This window comes from uncultured Treponema sp. (assembly GCF_946187725.1).
Lineage (GTDB): Bacteria > Spirochaetota > Spirochaetia > Treponematales > Treponemataceae > Treponema_D.
The window spans coordinates 60,023-79,567 of record NZ_CAMHSK010000009.1 but is presented as its reverse complement, the minus strand read 5'-3'; the positions used below and the strand labels follow the sequence as shown (position 1 = coordinate 79,567).

General features: G+C 42.2%; 20 protein-coding genes. 11 read left to right on the top strand and 9 right to left on the bottom strand.

Going from position 1 to position 19,545, the window contains the following annotated elements; all coding sequences use genetic code 11:
* Positions 1-89: 89 nt before the first annotated feature.
* The 4 genes from Q0Q74_RS05760 (at position 90) to Q0Q74_RS05745 (ending at position 3,305) form a co-directional block, all read left to right on the top strand.
* A complete protein-coding gene (locus tag Q0Q74_RS05760; protein ID WP_294429311.1) occupies positions 90-980 on the top strand; it encodes a DNA adenine methylase in 891 nt (296 codons plus the stop codon).
* 10 nt (positions 981-990) lie between these two features.
* On the top strand, positions 991-1,851 hold the full coding sequence (locus Q0Q74_RS05755) for a type II restriction endonuclease (protein WP_294429310.1): 861 nt from the start codon (positions 991-993) through the stop codon (positions 1,849-1,851).
* Positions 1,852-1,860: 9 nt separating this feature from the next.
* Positions 1,861-2,409 (top strand): hypothetical protein, encoded by a 549-nt coding sequence (locus Q0Q74_RS05750; protein ID WP_294429309.1) that lies wholly within the window; start codon positions 1,861-1,863, stop codon positions 2,407-2,409.
* Between the two features lie 110 nt (positions 2,410-2,519).
* Complete coding sequence (locus tag Q0Q74_RS05745) at positions 2,520-3,305, top strand: site-specific DNA-methyltransferase (protein WP_294429308.1); 786 nt, start codon at positions 2,520-2,522, stop codon at positions 3,303-3,305.
* A 64-nt stretch (positions 3,306-3,369) separates the two neighbouring features.
* On the opposite strand, the gene Q0Q74_RS05740 is transcribed toward Q0Q74_RS05745, so the two are convergent.
* Together Q0Q74_RS05740 and murI are read right to left on the bottom strand one after the other, a co-directional pair.
* Entirely contained in the window at positions 3,370-4,434 is a 1,065-nt protein-coding gene (locus Q0Q74_RS05740) for a mannose-1-phosphate guanylyltransferase (RefSeq protein WP_294429307.1), read from the bottom strand.
* Positions 4,431-5,243, bottom strand: coding sequence for a glutamate racemase (gene murI, locus Q0Q74_RS05735; protein ID WP_294429306.1), 813 nt, complete (start codon positions 5,241-5,243; stop codon positions 4,431-4,433). Before murI ends, Q0Q74_RS05740 begins: the two co-directional genes overlap by 4 nt.
* Before the next feature lie 67 nt (positions 5,244-5,310).
* Between murI and Q0Q74_RS05730 the strand changes: the two genes are divergently transcribed.
* Together Q0Q74_RS05730 and Q0Q74_RS05725 are read left to right on the top strand one after the other, a co-directional pair.
* Complete coding sequence (locus tag Q0Q74_RS05730) at positions 5,311-5,997, top strand: pentapeptide repeat-containing protein (protein WP_294429305.1); 687 nt, start codon at positions 5,311-5,313, stop codon at positions 5,995-5,997.
* The gene (locus tag Q0Q74_RS05725; protein ID WP_294429304.1) at positions 5,994-6,566 is read left to right on the top strand and encodes an MBL fold metallo-hydrolase; all 573 of its coding nucleotides are present in this window, start codon (positions 5,994-5,996) and stop codon (positions 6,564-6,566) included. The genes Q0Q74_RS05730 and Q0Q74_RS05725 overlap by 4 nt, the downstream gene beginning before the upstream one ends.
* Positions 6,567-6,579: 13 nt before the next feature.
* On the opposite strand, the gene Q0Q74_RS05720 is transcribed toward Q0Q74_RS05725, so the two are convergent.
* Positions 6,580-8,289 (bottom strand): hypothetical protein, encoded by a 1,710-nt coding sequence (locus Q0Q74_RS05720; protein WP_294429303.1) that lies wholly within the window; start codon positions 8,287-8,289, stop codon positions 6,580-6,582.
* A gap of 52 nt (positions 8,290-8,341) precedes the next feature.
* Between Q0Q74_RS05720 and Q0Q74_RS05715 the strand changes: the two genes are divergently transcribed.
* Positions 8,342-8,788 carry a hypothetical protein gene (locus Q0Q74_RS05715; RefSeq protein WP_294429302.1) on the top strand — a complete coding sequence of 149 codons (447 nt, stop codon included), beginning with the start codon at positions 8,342-8,344 and terminating at the stop codon, positions 8,786-8,788.
* Between the two features lie 39 nt (positions 8,789-8,827).
* Here the strand turns inward: Q0Q74_RS05715 and Q0Q74_RS05710 are convergent, their stop codons facing one another.
* From Q0Q74_RS05710 to Q0Q74_RS05685, 6 genes are read right to left on the bottom strand one after another with little or no spacing between them, the layout of a single operon-like run.
* Entirely contained in the window at positions 8,828-9,241 is a 414-nt protein-coding gene (locus tag Q0Q74_RS05710) for a SoxR reducing system RseC family protein (RefSeq protein WP_294429300.1), read from the bottom strand.
* Positions 9,234-9,788 carry a tetratricopeptide repeat protein gene (locus Q0Q74_RS05705; protein WP_294429299.1) on the bottom strand — a complete coding sequence of 185 codons (555 nt, stop codon included), beginning with the start codon at positions 9,786-9,788 and terminating at the stop codon, positions 9,234-9,236. The genes Q0Q74_RS05710 and Q0Q74_RS05705 overlap by 8 nt, the downstream gene beginning before the upstream one ends.
* Positions 9,785-10,879 carry a polyprenyl synthetase family protein gene (locus tag Q0Q74_RS05700; protein ID WP_294429298.1) on the bottom strand — a complete coding sequence of 365 codons (1,095 nt, stop codon included), beginning with the start codon at positions 10,877-10,879 and terminating at the stop codon, positions 9,785-9,787. Before Q0Q74_RS05700 ends, Q0Q74_RS05705 begins: the two co-directional genes overlap by 4 nt.
* A gap of 47 nt (positions 10,880-10,926) precedes the next feature.
* Positions 10,927-13,011 (bottom strand): TRAP transporter permease, encoded by a 2,085-nt coding sequence (locus Q0Q74_RS05695; RefSeq protein ID WP_294429297.1) that lies wholly within the window; start codon positions 13,009-13,011, stop codon positions 10,927-10,929.
* Positions 13,008-13,532, bottom strand: coding sequence for a DUF1850 domain-containing protein (locus tag Q0Q74_RS05690; RefSeq protein ID WP_294429296.1), 525 nt, complete (start codon positions 13,530-13,532; stop codon positions 13,008-13,010). Before Q0Q74_RS05690 ends, Q0Q74_RS05695 begins: the two co-directional genes overlap by 4 nt.
* A gap of 10 nt (positions 13,533-13,542) precedes the next feature.
* Entirely contained in the window at positions 13,543-14,487 is a 945-nt protein-coding gene (locus Q0Q74_RS05685; protein WP_294429295.1) for a TAXI family TRAP transporter solute-binding subunit, read from the bottom strand.
* A 120-nt stretch (positions 14,488-14,607) separates the two neighbouring features.
* Between Q0Q74_RS05685 and glpK the strand changes: the two genes are divergently transcribed.
* From glpK to Q0Q74_RS05665, 4 genes are all read left to right on the top strand, one after another.
* Positions 14,608-16,098 carry a glycerol kinase GlpK gene (gene glpK, locus Q0Q74_RS05680; RefSeq protein WP_294429294.1) on the top strand — a complete coding sequence of 497 codons (1,491 nt, stop codon included), beginning with the start codon at positions 14,608-14,610 and terminating at the stop codon, positions 16,096-16,098.
* 53 nt (positions 16,099-16,151) lie between these two features.
* The gene (locus Q0Q74_RS05675) at positions 16,152-17,078 is read left to right on the top strand and encodes an alpha/beta fold hydrolase (protein WP_294429293.1); all 927 of its coding nucleotides are present in this window, start codon (positions 16,152-16,154) and stop codon (positions 17,076-17,078) included.
* Positions 17,079-17,153: 75 nt separating this feature from the next.
* Positions 17,154-18,689, top strand: a complete 1,536-nt coding sequence (gene gatB, locus Q0Q74_RS05670; RefSeq protein ID WP_294429292.1) for an Asp-tRNA(Asn)/Glu-tRNA(Gln) amidotransferase subunit GatB — start codon at positions 17,154-17,156, stop codon at positions 18,687-18,689.
* A 42-nt stretch (positions 18,690-18,731) separates the two neighbouring features.
* Entirely contained in the window at positions 18,732-19,532 is an 801-nt protein-coding gene (locus Q0Q74_RS05665; RefSeq protein ID WP_294429291.1) for a hypothetical protein, read from the top strand.
* The last annotated feature ends 13 nt before the right edge of the window (positions 19,533-19,545 follow it).

Sequence of the window (19,545 nt, the reverse complement as noted above, 5' to 3'; positions counted from 1 at the left end):
GCTTTTACGATATTGTAGCAATAGGATTTTACTACTATTGCCAAGAATTAGTAGAAACTTTCGTTAAACCAGAGTATAATCTATTGATTATGTTGGCAAAGCCGTTTATTAAATGGGTTGGTGGGAAAAGCCAATTACTTGATGAAATCCGCGAAAAATATCCTTCAAAAATTGAAAAGTATTGCGAGCCTTTTGTTGGTGGCGGTGCAGTACTTTTTGATGTGCTTAATACATTTCAGCCTGAAGAAATTTTAATCAACGACATAAATAAAGAACTTATAAATACATATTCCCAAATAAAGAATAATTGCGAAGTTTTGATTTCTCAGCTTTCAGAAATTCAGTCAATTTATAAAAATCATTCAGTAGAAGAAAATAAAGATTTTTTCTATGAAAAACGCAATCGATACAACGAACTTAAAGTAAATGGCAATGACTCTGAAAACCTTGAAAAAGCTGTTTTATTTGTTTTTCTTAATAAAACATGTTTTAATGGCTTATACCGTGTAAATTCAAAAGGTCTTTTTAATGTTCCTTTTAATAACGCAAAAAATCCGCTTTTATGTGATGAAGATAATTTAAGAGCTTGCTCAAATTTATTGCAGAATGTAGAAATGAAAGTCGGTGATTATAAAGGATGTAAAGATTTTATAGATTCTGATACATTCGTATATATCGATCCACCGTATCGCCCATTAACACAAACCGCAGCTTTCACATCTTATTCAGAAACAGGTTTTTCAGACAAAGAACAGATTGAACTAGGCAACTTTATTACAGAAATATCAAATAAAGGTGCTATGGTTCTTGCAAGTAATTCTGACCCTAAAAACGCAAACGAAAATGATAATTTCTTTGATGATTTATATTCACAATTTAAAATTAAGCGAGTATCTGCTTCACGGATGATAAATTCAAATGCAAAAAAACGCGGAGTAATTAATGAACTTTTAATCAGCAATATAGCGAGCATATTTTAGGAGAAACTCAATGAAACGCGATTTTACAAAATGGCTTTCAACCTTCCGTGACAGCATTGCAACTTATTCATATTATGTGGATTTTGAAAAAGTCTACGGCAATGTTGAGAATATCAAAATTGAGTTGAACATTCTTAATTCTCTAATCGGTTCAAAAAACATAAAAGCCGATTTTGAAAAGATTCTTCAGAAGTACCCTGAAACAGTAAAATGTATCCCGATTTTACTTGCTGTACGCAATACAGAAATCGCAGTTTCGGATGAAAACGGAAGTAAAGTTTTTGAGTTTACAAAATCAATACAAACAGTTTCTGACTATTCAACTTTTATGGAAAAATCAGGACTTTTCGATTTGCTTCAAAATCATCTTATCGGAAATCTGCTTGATTATGTCACAGGTGTTGAAACTGGCTTAGATTCAAACGGTCGCAAAAATCGAGGCGGACACTTGATGGAAGACTTGGTCGAGTCATACATTCAAAAAGCAGGATTTGTAAAAGATAAAAATTACTTCAAAGAAATGTACATACATGAAATCTCTGAAAAATGGAAAGTTGATTTGTCTGCAATTTCGAATCAAGGCAAAATGGAAAAACGCTTTGATTATGTCGTAAAAACAGAAAATCAAATATATGTGATTGAAACGAATTTCTATGGCAGTGGCGGCTCAAAACTGAATGAAACAGCACGCAGTTATAAAACACTTGCTCAAGAGGTCGCCACAATTGACGGAGTTACTTTTGTTTGGTTTACAGACGGCAACGGCTGGACAAGTGCCCGTCACAACCTGGAAGAAACCTTTGATGTTATGGAGCATATCTATTGTATACAAGATATGGAATATGGCGTGATGGAAAAAGTTTTTATATAGGAGAGAAAATTGAATACAAGAGAAATGCCTAAAACAATAAGTTTGAATGGAGTTGCTCTTTCTTTGCTTACACAATTTCCTGTAAATGACCATTTTCAAATTGGAATTTACCAAGGCACTTTATCACAATTTGATATGCTTGTTCGCTACAAACAGTTGATAAATGGTGAGTGGACACGAGCAAGAACTCCAAAACATATACATTGGGCAGTTGATATTTTGATTAAGCAACATGAAAATCCAGAGGCAACTAATAGATTCCTAGACTTCTTACTACACTATTGGAATTCCGTAACTCCTTTGTTATCAGAAAATGAACGCTCTGAATTGTTAGAAGCAAATAAATTACTTGATGAAGTTAATAATAAGGCTGTTCTGTATCAGGATTTGGCAGGATACGGTGAGTATAGTATCAAATTTTTGATTCTGCTTGCAAAATTACTGATGATTCAAGAAAAGACAAACTATCATGAAGCCTATATGTTCAAGAATTTGCTCGAACAATTAAAAGCACATAAAGATTTATACAAAATCATTTCTACTGCAACTCACAGGTAAAGGAGCGAACCATTTCTATTTCCGCTTACTATCGTTCAGAAAATAAAGATTTTACTCTTGCAAAAGGCGATTGTCTGGAATTACTTCCGAATATCAACTTTCAATTCGATATGATATTTGCAGACCCACCTTATTTTCTTTCAAATGGCGGGATTTCTGTTCAGAGCGGAAAACAAGTCAGCGTTAACAAAGGCGACTGGGACAAATCACAAGGCTTTGAAAAAGACAACGAGTTTAATTATCAATGGTTAAAACTCTGTCGTGAAAAATTAAAAGAAAACGGTACCATTTGGATTAGTGGAACATATCACAATATTTTCTCTGTTGCCCAAATGCTTAATGAATTGGATTTTCGTATTTTAAATTGCATTACTTGGGCAAAGACGAATCCTCCACCAAATCTTTCGTGCAAGTTTTTCACACACTCTACAGAGTTTATCTTATGGGCACGAAAAAACAAAAAGATCACTCATTATTACAATTACGAATTAATGAAAGAAATCAATGGTGGAAAACAAATGCGAGACTTGTGGAGTTTGCCAGCAATTGCAAAATGGGAAAAGTCTTGTGGTAAACATCCAACGCAGAAACCGCTTCCTCTTCTTGCTAGAATTATTTTGGCAAGTACAAAAGAAAATGACTGGATACTAGATCCTTTTACAGGAGCAAGTACAACAGGAATTGCTGCAAGTTTATTAAACCGCAGATTTTTGGGGCTAGACAGAGAAGAAACTTTCTTGGAAATATCTAAAAATCGCAGAATAGAAATTGATGATATAAAAACACGATTAGAATATCGGAAAAAAATAATTAAATATTCCAATAAACCTTTACAGGAAATATTGGAAGTTCATGAAGAAACTCCTTATTTCGGAATAGATTTACCCGTAGAATAACCCCCTCCCTCCCCCCAAAAAAAAACAGCGGGACAAGCCCGCTGCGTTTCTCGTCTCTGTGCTCTTACAGCAGTTCGCTCCGACCGGTGCTTTTGAGCTGTTCGACGACTTTTTTGACATCCTGAACTTTGTTTTTGTCGCAGACCAGAACGGCATCTTTTGTTTCTACAACGACAATGTTTTCAAGACCGATTGTGGCAACCAGGCGGCCGCTTGAATATGTGATGCAGTTTTTTGAATCGATAGAGATGTTGTCGCCAATGCAGATATTGCCGTTTGAATCGGCTTCGTGCAGAACGCCCATCATGTCAAAGCTGCCTACATCGTTCCAGCCGAATTCTCCGGGCACGACATAAACATCATCGGCCTTTTCCATGATACCGTAGTCAATAGAAATGCTTGTAATCTTCGGGTAGATTTCTTCGATTGTTTTGGCTTCTTCGCTTGTATTCATTGCCTCGCCGATTTTACAAAGGTCTGCGTAAATGTCGGGAAGATATGCTTCGAACTTTTTGAGGATTGTGCTTGCCTTCCAGATGAACATTCCGCTGTTCCATGCGTATTCCCCGCTCTCAACATATTTTTTTGCGGTTGCTTCATCTGGTTTTTCTTTAAATTCAAGGACTTTAAGGGCTTCTTCGCCAGATTTCTGGAATTTGATGTATCCATAGCCGGTTGCTGCAAAAGTCGGCGTGATTCCAACTGTGACAAGCGCATCCTTTTCTTCGGCAGCCTTTACTGCAATTCCAAGAACACGGGTAAATTCAGCTTCATTTTTGATGTAAGCGTCACTCGGCGTGATTACCATGATTCCGTCGCCGTACTTTCTGACGATTTCCATTGCCGCATATCCGACACAAGCCGCTGTATTGCGTGCAGAAGGCTCTGAAAGAATATGATTTTTCTGAACACGACCGTTCACAGCTTCAAGCATTTTTGCAACTTGAGTTTTATTCGTAACGATGAAAATGTCTTGTTTGTCAGCAGTTTTTGAAAGCCGGTCAATTGCCTCGTTAACCATCAAATCTTTACCGCTCAGATTGAGAAGCTGCTTTGGCGTAGCCTGTCGTGAAAGTGGCCAGAATCTGGTTCCGCCGCCACCTGCCATAATTACACCATAAGTTTTCATAAAATTACCCCTCCAAAAGGAATATTTAAATTCTCGCAAAGAGTTTTATATTCAGCGAGTTCACTTTCGCTCGCTTTTGTTACGAAAAAAGTCAGGTTATCTACAGATAAATCTTTGTCGCCTTTGCACCTTCCGCTTTCTTCATGGATTTTACGGATTGCCTGATTTGCAACGCCATCCCTGCTGTCAACGACCTTGATTTCTGAACCGCAGGCTTTCTGCATTTCATCAGCAATATGAGTAAAATGAGTGCAGCCTAAAATCACCGTGTCACAGCCTTCTTTTTTGAAAAAATCAGCGGCCTCACTCACAGCCTTTAGCCTTTCTTCTTCAGAGGCATTGAAGTATTCTTTTTCAACGAAATCAATGAGTTTTGGATCAGCCCGCATGCTGACTTTGCAATCGCTCGCAAAATTTTGAATCAATTTCTGGCAGTAAGGATGATTTACCGTGGCCGTTGTGGCGAGAAGACCAATCTTTTTATTTTTGGTGATTTCAGCCGCAACTTTTATGGCAGGAACCGTGCCTATAATCGGAATGTTCTGAAATCTCCCGCGCAAGGAATCAAGGGCTGTAACCGAAATTGTATTGCACGCAACCACGATTGCCTTTGGATTCCACAAATCGATAATTTTTTGAATTGCGGACGAAGCACATGCAGTCACTTCTTCGCCGGACTTTTCGCCATACGGAAAATGCTTTGTATCACCAAGATAAACACAGGAAGCATCAGGAAGTTTTTCGTGAAGAGAAAGCATGTATGGAATTCCGCCGGTACCGCTGTCAAGAAAAGCAAAATCCAAAGCCATAATAATATTATTCTATTATTTAATGCCGAATCTTGCAATGATAATCGTTTTTTCGTTAAAATAAATTATGTTTTCTTATGCAAAGTGCAGAAATCCGGAGTGCAAGCATTTCGCAATCTCAGATTTCGACCAGAACGGCAATCTCATTGAAAGCGGTGAATTCTGCTATGCCCACACCGAGAACAAAGAAGAAATTCAGCACAAATTTTACAATTACATCATGACTCATGATAAAGTCGTCGGCCTGAACGCAAGCGGCCTGACTTTCACAAATATCGAACTTTCGAACAAAAAATTCTACGGATGCAACTTCTCTCACTGTCTTTTCGCCGGCCTCAATTCCGTAGGAATCCGCTCACGAATGACGACTTTTGCTTTCTCTACTTTCAGTGACTGCAACTTCATTCAGAGCAATTCCCATTTTACTTCATACGCAGGCGCAAAATTCAGTCATGTAATCTTCACCGGCAGCGACATGGTTCAGAATAATTTCTGCGGAATCTCATCATTCCAGTCATCCTTCGATGATTCTGACCTTTACAGCTCATATTTCATCAATGCCAAACTGATTGACACTTCTTTCCGTAACTGCAACATCAAGGAAACGGTCTTCTACGAAATCACTCAGCAGAATGTTTCTTTCCGTCAGTCAAACACAAACGCCGCAATCTTCGACAAACGCGGAAGTGCATTGTTCACAGGTCTTGAAGAGCTAAATGTTCCGAGAGGCGTTCAGAAAGGACCGGGCTTATGAAAATCTATCTTCACCTCGATTTCAAAAAACTCACAAACTGCTATCTTGTCGTAAATGAATTCACAAGAAAAGCTCTCATAATCGATCCGTGCAAAATCTCCAATATCCTCATTCACCAGATTGAAGAAGGTGATTACGATTTGTCGGCAGTTCTCATAACGCACAAGCACGAAAATCATTACCGAGGGCTTGAAACGCTCAAAAAGATTTATGATTTTTCGGTTTATGCGGCGGACAACGAGCTTTCCACTGATAAAAATGTACTCAAAGGTGAAGGCACCAAGAACATCGGCGGTTTGAATGTCGAATATTTTTCACTGCCAGGCCACACGGCAGATTCAATCGTCTACAAAATCGAAAATGTGCTTTTTACAGGCGATGTAATTTTTGCGGGCACGATTGGCTCAAGTTCCTGCTCTTATACCAAGCGATATCTTGCAAACGGCATCAAATCAAAAATTCTTTCGTTAAACGATGACACAATAATCATGCCGGGGCACGGACCGCTCACATCAGTCGGTGCAGAAAAACAGTTTAATCTTGACCTTGACGCATCCCCGATTGTCTAGCTTTTAATCAGGTTTATCTTGTAATAAGCCAGACACGGCCTGCATCGAGATTCCAGCGGTCGCTCACATATTCGTCCAGAAGTCTTGCCGCACTCTCAAAGCCAATTCCGCCCGTTTCAATAATATAATCGGCTTCGCGTTTGGCCTTTACTTGAGAGTGCTCGCGCTTTGCCATATTCACGAAATAAACGGCCGTTGAAGAAAGAGGCTGCTGCAACATATAAGCCATGAATTCATTCTTCATCAGATAGTCGTCATCAACATCATAGTTGAGGCTCGGTGTAACCTGAAAATATCGTCGCAAATAGGCAAGAGTCTGCTGATCCATCGTGTAATAAATTGAAGCGACTGCATTTCTGAAATCTTCATCGATAAAGAAAATTCCATGCCATCCTTCATGAGCAATGAAAGTCGTGCGCAGATAAACCGGGGATTCCTGAGAAATTGAAATTGCTGCCCCGCGACCCGCACTTACTTCACCATTTGCCGCAATCTTAATCACGCCATTGAAAGCAAGAATTTCTTTAAGAAGAAGCTCCTTTTCATTGAGAGGAAAATCTTCTGCACGCGCTTTTTCAAAAAATCTTGCCAAATCTTCTGCCTTATAATCATGGGCATTGTAAGCGTGTTTGCCTTTGAGCTCGGCATCAGAAAGCAACCTGCCCCTGAATCCTGCCTTTTCAACAAAAAATGCAAGCCGTCTGAAAAAATCATCTTGAACCGCATAAGTCGAAATATCAAAAAAGAGCACCCCGGGGAATCTGTCCCATTCAAAAAGCTCATAATCGTTTCCGCGCCAGTTGTTGCGCGACCACTTCATGATAAGACCGGGATCGACCTTGATTGGAACAAGCACATTCTTTTTGCCGGGCGCGAATGTGAGCAAATCAGAGCTGGATGCCATAAGCAAAACCGAAACAGGATATTCTTCTTCATCAGGATATGTAATCTGAGAAAAAGGCGATTTTAAGGCAGCAGTCGGGATTTCAACAGGCTTTTCGTTCCTACGGATATAAAGCACTTCGCCGCCAAAAGCAAGTTTCTGACTTCCGCTCGAATCACGGAATTTGATTGTGACAGTCGGCATGAGCCCTTCGCGTGAGTTGATTGAATTGAAAGCGAGAGAAGCACCACGAAAATCATCGGTTCCGTTATTTGTGCCGCCGTTTGGAGCAAAGGCAAAAACGGGAAGCTCACCTGAAAAATCATGGCCCACAAAAGCACGAAGAACCTGAGCAGAATTAACCTTGACTTTTGAAGCGGATTTGATGAAAAATCCTTCTGGAACGCCCTTTTCTTTGCCAAGACAGAAAGCAAGAGCAAACGACGCGCCCTGATACTTTTGAAGATAATCCGTTACGACAGGCAAAGTCTGACTTTCTGCGAGTTTATTTGATGAATCATAAAAGAAACCATACGAAAGAGAATCCGCGCCTTCAGAATCAGAAAGACGGACTTTTAGCGGAGTGAGCGAAATCATGAGGGAAGCATCGCCGTTTTTTTCAAAGAAATTCTGAATCGCGCCCTTCTGGTCAGCTGAAAAGTAAAAGAAGCGTGTGCCGGCCGAAGAAGACTCCATGACCTCACTTGAAGAAAAATCAGGCACATCGAGAAGAAAATCAGATTTATGGGAACAAGCCGAAAAAACAGGAATCAAAGAAAGAAAAAAGAAAGAGAGAAGAATCTTTTTATGAAAACGGCAGAAAACACTCATATTTTGCATGAATAAAATCTATCACAAATATCAAAAATTAACTATCATGTATGAGAAAAATTTGAAAACGGAAATCTTGAAAGTGAAAAGCGAAACAGTCATTTTGCCTAATCCAAATCAGTTGATTTTACTCAGAGAATTGCAGAAAAAGCTCTGCTCCGTGCCCGCGCTTCCGCTCTGCCTTAAATGCAGCGAACTTCATGACATAACTGACAACATTTCAAAATCCGATGTAAAAGGCATTTATATAGAAGAAAACAGAATTTTTCTAAGAATCGAAACGACTGTAAACGGAAAAGAATGTGAAGGAAGGATCGAGCTTGGAGAAGGTGTAAAAAGATTCAACGATTCAGATGATAAAGAAAAAGAACGCTTTCTAAACTTGGCACAGGAAATGGCTTCCAAGATAAAAAAACTCTCGCCTTTCAAAATCGCGCAAATGGAAACAGAAGAATTTGAAAACGGAAGAATATGGAAAATCACGAAAGAAAAATGGGGAAAAGTCTAGAAAAGTGTGGATTTGCTTTTAATGAATAAGATGATTGCCTTAGACAATCTGAATGACTTCGGGGTGGCTTAAATGAAGGTCGGTACGGCTGACCACAAAGACCAGAAAAGCCGCAAAAATGAAGAAAGAGGCCGTTACAAGAGCAAGATTCATCTGATTCAGTTCAAAACCAAACCGGCTGGCCAAAAACGGCGCAAGGAAAAAGCCCGCCGCAGCCGAGAAAACCGGAAAAACAAGCGAGATTAAACCCAAAATGCCGTTCAACACCCTGGGAAACCCGATTCTGATTATGCAGTCTTCTTCGAGAGGAAGATTCTTTTTGTTCAGGACATGAAAACTTTTGCCCTGCTTGGCACAATTCTTTGAGTTACAGGCGACACAGGCATCAGAAATGAGGGAAACCACTTCAATTTTCTGACCGTCAATGCTTTTTACAATCGCAAAATCACGCATCGCAGCCCTCCCCGTCAAAATCATTTTCGCCAAGCTGAATATTCTTCATCTGCTCCACGCACATCTGATAACCGGCGGTATTTCCAAGTTCTTCGTAAGTGTCACGGAGATTAAAAAGCGCATCGTAATAGTAAGAATTCAGCGTAACCGCGTTCTCAAAGGCCTCACATGCAAGCGGAAAATCATTGGTGTTGAAGTAAATGACACCGAGCGTGTTCCAGAGATGTGCGTTCTGATGATTTTTGGAAAGCCCTTCAAGACAGTAGGCAAGTGCCTCTTCGTTGCATCCCTGATTAAAACACACGAGCGCAAGAGTTTCGATTACTTCATCATCTTCTTCGTTTATTTCGTGAGCATTCACAAGAGCCGCTTTTGCCGCCGGAAGATTACCTGCATCGCGGTAAGTGATTCCGAGATTGTACCAGAGAAGATAATTGTATTTTTCGATTGAGATTGCACGCTTGAGACAGGCAATTGCTTCAAGATACTGTCCGTTTGATGCGAGTTCAATTGCCTGTGTGTTCAAAGTTGCAACATTTTCCATCATTTGACATTCCCCTGAAGCAATTCAAAAAGCTCAGCGATGAGGCCGGCCGGTTTTGAAGAATTGTTTCCAAAAAGTGATGAAAGGCTTGCAGAATTTGAAGAGATAATATCAAGACCGCGTTTTTTTGCTTTTGCGACTGCCCCACTTTCTGTAAGAAGTGAAATTGCCTCTTCGACAGCAGGAGAATCAATGCCTTCGTTACGGGCTTTTTCAAAAAGAGCAGCGAGTTTTTCTTTGTCGCCAGAATTTTCTTCAAGATGAATCAAAACAGGAAGACTCTTTTTGCCTTCAACGATGTCATCTCCCCTCTTTTTACCGGGATTGCCGCTCGTTAAGTTGATTACATCATCAATAATCTGAAAGCCAGTTCCGATGTCCTGGGCAATGGCACCCGCATTTTCGATTTCAGAGTCAGTTCCGCCACCAGCAAAAACGCCAAGCTTAACGGCAAGGCGTGCGAGAGTGCCAGTCTTATTGCGAACCATGGCAGTGTACTCTTCAACAGACGGAATCATCTGTGGATTTCGGTGCCAGAGGATGTCCATTGCCTGACCAAGATGCAGACGGCGCAGTTCAAGCAGAAAAAGCTCATACAGCCGGACTTTATCAAAGTCAGAAATTTGAAGATTTTTGATACAGGTAGCAGCCTCAAAATAAAGCCATGAACCGGCATTCAATGCAACATCTAGGCCGTAAGTGATATGGGCAGCAGGTTTGCCACGGCGCGTATCGGCACAATCTTCAATGTCATCATGAATAAGGCTGGCATTGTGAGCAAATTCGACAAGCGGTGTGAGATTATAAGCCTTTTCGATAGAAGAAGACTCAAAATTGTCATTTAAAGCAAAGGATTTTTTGGAATCGGCGGCAAGTTCTGCACACAGAACAAGCAAAAGCGGCCGCCAGCGCTTCCCTCCCAAATCAATCAAAGTTTTACACGGAGTAATAAGATTTGACAGATGGGAAGAAGAAACGCAGGAATCAAGTTTTCCAAAAGAAAGCGACTGCCATTCTGGATTTGCCTGAGCTGGAAGGAAAGTATTTAAAACGCCCTCAATTTTTTGAAGGCGTGAAATGAATTCATTGTTCATACAATAAATATAATGCAAAGTTTACGAAAAAGCTAGGGAATTGCTGATTAACAGCTGACCGGGGTTGCAGTTTCCTTTCTTCTTCGCAAAATCTGTGCAAAAATCATCACAATGATTAAGGCAATGCCAAAAATATCTGTCGCAGGGCGAGGATCAATACAGCATAAACCAGCGGCAACAAAGGTAAGTCGCTCAACAGCAGACATTGCCCGCTTAACTTTGTGCGGAACAGCAAAACCGTTCAAGAATCCAGTGTGCGCAAATGCGTAGCCTTCAAGACCAACTGAAATCGCGAACATGCCGAGCAAAGCCGTGACCGTGATTCCAAGAATTGAAAAAGTGCCCGCACCAATCATGAGCATTGCCGGATTGTAGATAAACATGTACGGAACGATAAAGGCACCGATTGCAAGTTTTGTAGCATTCACGGCAGTGCGCATCGGACGGGCCTTTGCGATTGCTGCACCAGCGATTGCGGCAAGAGCAACAGGCGGTGTAACATCAGCGATGATTCCGAAATAGAAGGCAAACATGTGAGCCGGCAAAAGCTGTTCAGGTGTAGGAGTTCCAGCCCCGTAAACACAGCGGACAATTGCCGTTGCAGTGATTGTTGATGTAATAAGATAATTTGCCGTAGTCGGAGCGCCCATTCCCAATATAATAGAAGAAATCATAGTGAGGATGAGTGTAACAAAAAGCTTTCCGTGAGCAAGGGCAACGAGACCTGCACCAAGTTTAAGGCCAAGACCTGTGAGCGTTACTACACCAATAATGATTCCTGCCATGCCACAAGCAATCGCCACACTGATGACACCACGGGCAGCCGCACAAAGAACATCGACCAAATCAGAATAATCGAAGCGCGGTTTTTTACCTTTCGCAATATCAATGAACGAAACAGCAATCGCAATCAAGATGATTGAAACAATTCCCATAAGAGCAGAGTAAGTTGCCGTTTTGCCAGAACAAAGGAAGTAGATGATAACGACAAGCGGCAAAATCATGTATCCGCGTGAAAGGAAAAGCGGCAAGAAACGCGGGATTTCTTCTTTTGGCAAGCCTTTCAAACCGAGCTTGTGTGCTTCAAGATGAACAGTGATGAAAATTCCTGAAAAGTAAAGAATAGCCGGAATGATTGCAGCCTTTACGACAGTCAGATAAGGCACGCCTACACTTTCAGCCATAAGGAACGCTGCGGCACCCATAATCGGAGGCATGAGCTGACCACCAGTAGAAGCAGCCGCCTCAACGGCACCGGCAAATTCACCGCGATATCCGAGCTTTTTCATCATCGGGATAGTAAATGAACCTGAACCGACAGTGTTTGAAACAGAGCTGCCAGAAACAGTTCCGAGCAAAGCTGAAGAAAGAACCGCAACTTTTGCAGGTCCGCCGCTCGCACCACCAGCAATCGCATTACATGTATCAATAAAGAACTGCCCAATTCCTGTTTTTTCAAGACATGCACCGAAAAGAATGAAGAGGAAGATGAATGTAGAACATGCACCAATCGGCGTACCCATAATTCCTTCGGTTGTGTAGTACAAGTGGCTTACGACACGGTTAAGTCTGTAACCACGGTGATTCAAGAATCCCGGCAGATATTTACCGATAAAAGCGTAAATAATGAAACAGCCCGCAATAATCATAATCGGAAGACCAACGATTCGGCGGCAACTTTCAAAGAGAATGATGATTCCGATGACACCGATTACAATATCAAGAGCAGTATACGCACCGGCCCGAAGAACAATCTGGCGGAAATTGACGATATAATAAATCCAGCAGCCCGAACCGATGAATGCAAGGACTACATCATAAAGCGGCAGGGTATTTCTAGGCAGTTTTTTAGTTGCCGGGAAAAGCAGGAAAGCAAGAAACTGAACGAAAGCAAGATGAGAAGCACGCACCAGCTGGGCAGGAATTCGGCCGCTCAAAGTCGCATAAAGCTGGAAAATACAGAATGCAATCGAAACAATTACGGTAATCGATTGACGCCAGCATTTGTGCTCACGATATGCCTGTTCTCTGTCCAAATCCTTCATGAGATTCTTCATCTCATCTTCATTTGTAGTAGGCAGAAGTTTTTCAACAAGCGGATTTACGGAAGCATCTTCATTTTCATCACTCATAGTTTTCCTCGCTTCAAAAAATAAGTTAAAATCGAAACTCTCTTCACCTCAAACAAGAGACTTGTCTGCGGCTTGAAAAAATCCTTCAGAAAAAATTCCCGGCTGAAATCAGTTTTGAAAGGCTCCTCTGAATCAGTGACCACCAGCGAATGTTGGGCAATCACACCGACCGCCATAAGGAAATCCGGTAAAACTCTATGCAAATCTTCTATTATATAGCCGCTTTCTGTCGAACGGAATTTTGCGCCTTCCGTTTCATAGGCCTCGGGAATTCCAGCTCCATACGAAACAAATTCCGTAGCATACAATTCAAGCTTTCCATCCGGCATAACACGATAAAAATCATGCACCCGCCCTTTGTTCACTGAATGTGTGTAACTGATTGCAAAACCGTTTGTAAATGCAGCCCTGGAATAAATTCTTTCTGAAAGGTTCTTACGATTAGAAACCGAAAGCACTCGCACCACAGGAATATTAAAAACCAGCAGTACAAGTGCAATCGTAAAAAAGTATTTTTTCATTAATTGAAAATTAGTTCAAAACACCAATTTCTTTGAAATATTTCATTGCACCTGGGTGGAACGGTACAGAAATACCTGTAACAGCTTCTTTTGCAGAAACTTCTTTACCTTTTGCATGAGCTGCGCTGAGTTCATCAAGGTTCTCAAAGAGAGCTTTTGTCATTTCGTAGACAGTAGCTTCGTCCAAAGAAGCGTTTACAGCAAGAGTTGCCTTGATTGCAAGAGCTTCTGTGTCAACATCAGTGCCTTTGTAAGTTCCGGCTGGAATTACAGTTTTTGTATAGAATGAATAGCGCTGGCAGATTGAATCAGCTTCCGGGCCATTAACAGGAATGAGAACGAGACCTGCTGTGAAAGCAAGTTCCTGCAATGCAGCGTTCGGAACACCAGCTGTGATGAAACAAGCATCCAAAGTGCCGTTCTGAAGACCTTCAGCAGACTCTTTGAAAGAAAGATTGTTTTTGTTGATGTCATCGAATGTGATTCCGTAGCCTTCGAGAATCTGTTTTGCGTTGAATTCAACACCAGAACCTGCATCGCCTACAGAAACGCGTTTACCATGAAGATCACCGATTGTTTTGATTCCGCTTGATTTTGAAGCTGCAATCTGAACGACTTCCGGGTACAAAGTGCCGATAGAAGCAAGATTTGGCAATTTCTGACCGAACATGTCTGAGCCACGGTAAGCGTAATCCATTACATCGTTCTGAACAGTAGCGAATTCTGCATCCCCCTTTGAAATGAGGCGAAGGTTTTCTGCAGAAGCACCAGTTGCCTGAGCAGTTACATTCATGTTATCGATTTTTGTATTCCAGATATTTGCAATGGCACCACCGAACGGATAGTAAGTACCACCAGTACCGCCAGTTGCAAGGATGAAGTTTTTCTTTTCATTACAGCCAGAAAGTGAAAGCAAGGCTCCCATTACAGCTGCGAAAACAACGATTTTTTTCATAGTGAAACCTCTTTTAAAAATAAGATGAAATATTATAATATAAAATCACCTTAAATTCAATAAAAACTACTATAAATTTTCCTTGACGATAGAATTTTACCCATTTATACTTCTATTATAATGAAACGGTATATAATCTCTTTGGATCAGGGCACAACCTCTTCTCGTGCCATTATTTTTGATAAAAATCAACAGATAGCAGGAACCGCCCAGCACGAACTGCCTCAAATCTATCCTAAGGAAGGCTGGGTCGAGCATGATCCGATGGAAATTTACGCGACACAGTACGGTGTCATGGCAGAAGCCCTCACAAAATACAATATTTCGATTGATGAGATTGCGGCCATTGGTATAACCAATCAGCGCGAAACTACGATTTTGTGGGATAAGGAGACCGGCAAGCCTGTTTACAACGCGATTGTCTGGCAATGCCGCAGAACAGCCGAAATCTGCGAGCAGCTTAAAAAAGACGGACATGAAACTTACATAAAAGAAGCGACAGGCCTTTTGATTGACGCATATTTTTCTGCCACAAAAGTAAAATGGATTCTTGATAATGTTGAAGGTGTGCGCGAGCGGGCCAAAAAAGGAGAAATTCTCTTTGGTACGGTAGACACCTGGCTCATGTGGAAGCTCTCCCAGGGTAAAATCCATGCCACGGACTATTCAAATGCTTCCCGCACGATGATGTTCAATATCAACACGCTTCAATGGGATAAAAAGATTCTTGAAATCCTCGATATTCCAGAACAAATTCTGCCTGAAGTCCACGCATCGAGCTATGTCTACGGAAATGCCAATATTTTGAACAATGTCGTTCCGATTGCCGCAGTTGCGGGTGACCAGCAGGCAAGTCTTTTTGGACAGGGTTGCACAAAGGAAGGTCAGGCAAAAAACACTTACGGCACAGGCTGCTTTTTAATGATGAATACAGGCTCCTCGCCGTGCCGCAGCAAAAATTCCCTTCTCACATCGATTGCTGCAAGTACAAAAGAAAAATGCGTTCAGTATGTGCTTGAAGGAAGCATTTTTTCCGCAGGTTCAGTAGTACAATGGATGAAAGATGAACTGTGCTTTTTCGACAAAAGTTCCGATTCAGAAAATCTCGCATGTCAGGTCAATGATTCGGGCGGTGTCTATGTAGTTCCGGCCTTTACAGGCATGGGCGCACCCTATTGGGATATGTACGCGCGCGGCTGTATCATGGGAATCACAAGAGGCACAAAAAGCGCACATATCATCAGGGCCGCCCTCGAAAGCATAGCCTTTCAGACGCATGATTTGGTAGAATGTATGCAGAAAGACACAGGCATTCAGCTTTCAGAACTTAATGTTGACGGTGGAGCAAGCGGAAACAATTTTCTGATGCAGTTCCAGAGCGACATCCTTCAGATTCCAGTCCGCAGGCCAGAAATGAAGGAAATTACTTCACTTGGAATCGCACAGCTTGCAGGACTTTCAATCGGTATGTTCAAGAGCCTCGACGAGATTCGTACGGTTCAGCGGAATATAACGGTTTTGAATCCGCAGATGGCAGAAGAACCTCGCGACAAATTGCTGCACGGCTGGGAAAAAGCTGTTTCAAGAAGCCGTAACTGGGTCGAGCACTAATCAGCAGATGTTGAATCGAAAAAAATGAATAAAATATAAAAAAGGAAGAAAATATGAACAAAGAAAAACTTTATTTTGACAGCACAAACGGAGCAGACAGAATCTGCTATTTCAAATATACGCCCGAAACCGAACCAAAGGCCATCTTCCAGATGGTGCACGGCATGGCAGAATATGCTGAACGATATGAGGCACTTGCAGAACTTCTCTGCAACAACGGCTATGTGGTCTACATTCACGAGCATGTCGGTCACGGAAATTCCGCAAAAGATGTTGACCACCTTGGTCTATTCCTTGACGCAAATCAATCTGTTACGCTCGTTGAAGACACTCACAAAATGAGTGGAATCGCAAAAAAAGAATACCCGTCGCTTTCCCTCAATCTTTTTGGTCACAGCATGGGCAGTTTTGTCGTCAGACTCACGGCTTCAAAATACGGAGAAGATTATAATTCTCTGGTTGTATGCGGAACAGGCGCAAAAGACCCGAAAGTTCCGCTCGGCCTTACAATCCTCAAACTGATGAAAATCTTCAAAGGCAAGGATTTCAAGAGCAAATTTATTGATAAAAGCAGCTTCGGTTCATACAACGACCGCTTTAAGCCCGCACGCACGCCGATGGACTGGCTTTCTGTAAGCAAGGCAAATGTAGACCATTACATCGCATCCCCATACTGCGGATTCTTGTTCAGTCTTGACGGCTACAAAATGTTAATGGAAGTAAATCGCGACGCAAACAAGGACATCACTTTCAAAAAGACACCCGCTTCCCTTCCGATTTACCTGATTGCCGGTGGAGACGACCCTGTAGGTCATTATGGAGCAGACATTCCGAAAGTCTGTGAGGAATACAAAAAGGCAGGCATCAAAGACTGCACCTACAAGCTGTACGAAGGATTCAGGCACGAGATTCTGTGCGATGACTGCGCAGGCGAAGTGCGCAAAGACATTCTTGCCTTCCTGGAGCGAGTTACGGGCTAAAAATCCTCTCAAACCCACTACAACTTCCCTTTGAAATTTGATATACTGTAGCTTGAATCACTTTTGGAGCGAAAAATGGCTATTGATAAATACGAAATTGTAATCGGGTGCGAGATTCACACTCAGCTTCTTACTAATACCAAGGCTTTCTGTGCCTGTGAAAATCGTTACGGCGGAATGCCGAACACACGAGTTTGCCCGGTTTGTCTGGGCTTGCCGGGTGCCATGCCTCGAATCAGCAAGGGATATGTTGAGCTCGGTGCTGTAGCAGGCCTTGCCTTGAACTGTGACATCGCAAATTATACAAAATTCGACCGCAAGCACTATTTCTATCCAGACCTTACAAAAGGCTACCAGATTACTCAATACGATATTCCTTTGTGTACAGACGGTTTCGTTGATCTCCCGCTTTCTCACTTCCCGAAAGATGAGCAGGTTGGGGGCGCAAAGCATCGTCCGAACAACTTCAAGGGCGAGCCTTGCATCATCGACAACAAATACCGCCGCGTACGCATTGAGCGAATCCATCTCGAAGAGGATGTAGGTAAGTCACTTCACCTTCAGGGCACACATTCTTATATTGACTACAACCGTTCGGGCACACCGCTTATCGAAATCGTTACAAAGCCGGATATGTCTTCACCTGACGAGGCCGCTCTTTTCATGCAGACCGTTCAGGAAATCCTTCGCTATGTAAAAGTTACTGCCGGTAACCTCGAAGAAGGTAACATGCGATGCGACGCGAACATCAACCTCAATGTCTGGGAAGACGGTGTTCTCTATCACACTCCAATCTCTGAAATCAAGAACTTGAACAGCTTCAAGGCAATCCGCGAAGCCTGTACATACGAAGCAAAACGTCAGCTTGAAGAGTTCCAGAATGACCGCCAGGAATTCAACCCTGGATTCAAAGTAACAATGGGCTGGGATGAGGCAAAAGGTCAGACCGTCGTTCAGCGAACAAAGAACTCTTTCGTTGACTACCGATTTGTCGTTGAGCCGGACATCAAGCCTTTCACTGTAAGCGAAGAGCTTGTTGAGCGTGCTGGTAGCCGTGTAGGCGAGCTTCCAGAAGCAAAACGAACACGATTCAAGCAGGATTACGGTCTTTCAGATTTCGATGTCGAGACTTTGACTGGCACACGCGAGCTTGCCCTCTGGTTTGAGGAAGCCGCAGAAGGTGCAAAGGATGTCAAAAAAGTTGCGAACTGGATTCTTGCTGAATTGCTCGCAGTCCTTAACGAAAAAAATATTTCTATCAGCGAAGTCAGCATTAAGCCGGCACACATCACTGAGCTTGTAAATGCAATCGCTGACAAAAAAATCACTTCGGCACAGGGAAAAACTGTTTTTGCGAAAATGCTTGAATCAGGAAAAATGCCTTCAGAAATCATCAAAGAAGAAGGCATGGAAAGCGTCTCTGACACGGGTGCAATCGAAGCAATTGTTGATCAGGTAATCGCAGACAATCCTAAGGCTGTTGCAGACTTCAAGGGCGGCAAAACAAATGTCGTCGGCTGGCTCATGGGTCAGGTAATGAAGGCAAGCAAAGGCAAGGCAAACCCTGGAGTTGCAACAAAACTCGTGACAGAGAAATTGGCAAAACTGTAGTTAAAACGCGAATTTACGCAGATAAACGCGGATATATTATAGATGTCAGAAATTATTGAACTTTCAAAAGAAATCTTTTCTCGTTTCGGCACAGTAAAGCGTGCACGCAACTGCTTTTTATACACTGCAAAGAGCGTTCGCCTCACTGATTTATATCAGCAGGGTGGGCGTGCAATTTTGGGCTGGGGCGGTTCCGTTTTCACCGTTTTCAAAAATGTTCTGGAACGAGGAATCACTGGCACATATTTCACTGATTTTTCATCCCCGAACGGCAAAGAGAAATCTCAGTTGAGCCGTGCGGTTTCTGACCTTTTTGGCGATTCACGCACAGACTTTACTTTTTCTTCAAAACAGGCAGCCCTCGAAGCGGCAATTTCCGTTTCAGCTCAGTCAACTTCGGTTTACCGTCCGTGGAACCCGCAGAGCGTTGACTGGCGCAGCGTTGACTGCATCGTTTTTGAGCCGACTTTGCCGTGGACAAATGACATTTTCGTTCTTGCAGTTAAAGAATCGCTTTCAGAAAATCTCTCTTTCAAAAATGAATCTTTCTTATCCTCTCCCCTGTGCGCCGCTGTTACCCGTTCAGTTTACGACTTAATCAAGGCACTTCAGGAACGAGAAGAAAAGCACTGGTTCATTTACGATCAGATTATTACAAAATACTGGGAGCGCAAGGGGCCTTATCTTTTTCCGAAAGTGCCCGAATCAAAATACGCGGATTTCGTGCTTCACTGTCTCGAATGCAATCTCGTAATTTCACCTGACTATAATCAACCTTCAATCGTACCGTTCGGTGCCGACAAAGGAAACTTTTCGAAGCTGAAAAACAATCCTTTTGACTGAGCCACCATTACAA

Bases quoted from the DNA above. Each gene is read 5' to 3' on its own strand.
- Q0Q74_RS05760 (WP_294429311.1), top strand. From the start codon at position 90: ATGTTGGCAAAGCCGTTTATTAAATGGGTTGGTGGGAAAAGCCAATTA.
- Q0Q74_RS05755 (WP_294429310.1), top strand. From the start codon at position 991: ATGAAACGCGATTTTACAAAATGGCTTTCAACCTTCCGTGACAGCATT.
- Q0Q74_RS05745 (WP_294429308.1), top strand. From the start codon at position 2,520: ATGATATTTGCAGACCCACCTTATTTTCTTTCAAATGGCGGGATTTCT.
- Q0Q74_RS05740 (WP_294429307.1), bottom strand. From the start codon at position 4,434: ATGAAAACTTATGGTGTAATTATGGCAGGTGGCGGCGGAACCAGATTC.
- murI (WP_294429306.1), bottom strand. From the start codon at position 5,243: ATGGCTTTGGATTTTGCTTTTCTTGACAGCGGTACCGGCGGAATTCCA.
- Q0Q74_RS05730 (WP_294429305.1), top strand. From the start codon at position 5,311: ATGTTTTCTTATGCAAAGTGCAGAAATCCGGAGTGCAAGCATTTCGCA.
- Q0Q74_RS05725 (WP_294429304.1), top strand. From the start codon at position 5,994: ATGAAAATCTATCTTCACCTCGATTTCAAAAAACTCACAAACTGCTAT.
- Q0Q74_RS05720 (WP_294429303.1), bottom strand. From the start codon at position 8,289: ATGCAAAATATGAGTGTTTTCTGCCGTTTTCATAAAAAGATTCTTCTC.
- Q0Q74_RS05710 (WP_294429300.1), bottom strand. From the start codon at position 9,241: ATGCGTGATTTTGCGATTGTAAAAAGCATTGACGGTCAGAAAATTGAA.
- Q0Q74_RS05705 (WP_294429299.1), bottom strand. From the start codon at position 9,788: ATGATGGAAAATGTTGCAACTTTGAACACACAGGCAATTGAACTCGCA.
- Q0Q74_RS05700 (WP_294429298.1), bottom strand. From the start codon at position 10,879: ATGAACAATGAATTCATTTCACGCCTTCAAAAAATTGAGGGCGTTTTA.
- Q0Q74_RS05695 (WP_294429297.1), bottom strand. From the start codon at position 13,011: ATGAGTGATGAAAATGAAGATGCTTCCGTAAATCCGCTTGTTGAAAAA.
- Q0Q74_RS05690 (WP_294429296.1), bottom strand. From the start codon at position 13,532: ATGAAAAAATACTTTTTTACGATTGCACTTGTACTGCTGGTTTTTAAT.
- Q0Q74_RS05685 (WP_294429295.1), bottom strand. From the start codon at position 14,487: ATGAAAAAAATCGTTGTTTTCGCAGCTGTAATGGGAGCCTTGCTTTCA.
- glpK (WP_294429294.1), top strand. From the start codon at position 14,608: ATGAAACGGTATATAATCTCTTTGGATCAGGGCACAACCTCTTCTCGT.
- Q0Q74_RS05675 (WP_294429293.1), top strand. From the start codon at position 16,152: ATGAACAAAGAAAAACTTTATTTTGACAGCACAAACGGAGCAGACAGA.
- gatB (WP_294429292.1), top strand. From the start codon at position 17,154: ATGGCTATTGATAAATACGAAATTGTAATCGGGTGCGAGATTCACACT.
- Q0Q74_RS05665 (WP_294429291.1), top strand. From the start codon at position 18,732: ATGTCAGAAATTATTGAACTTTCAAAAGAAATCTTTTCTCGTTTCGGC.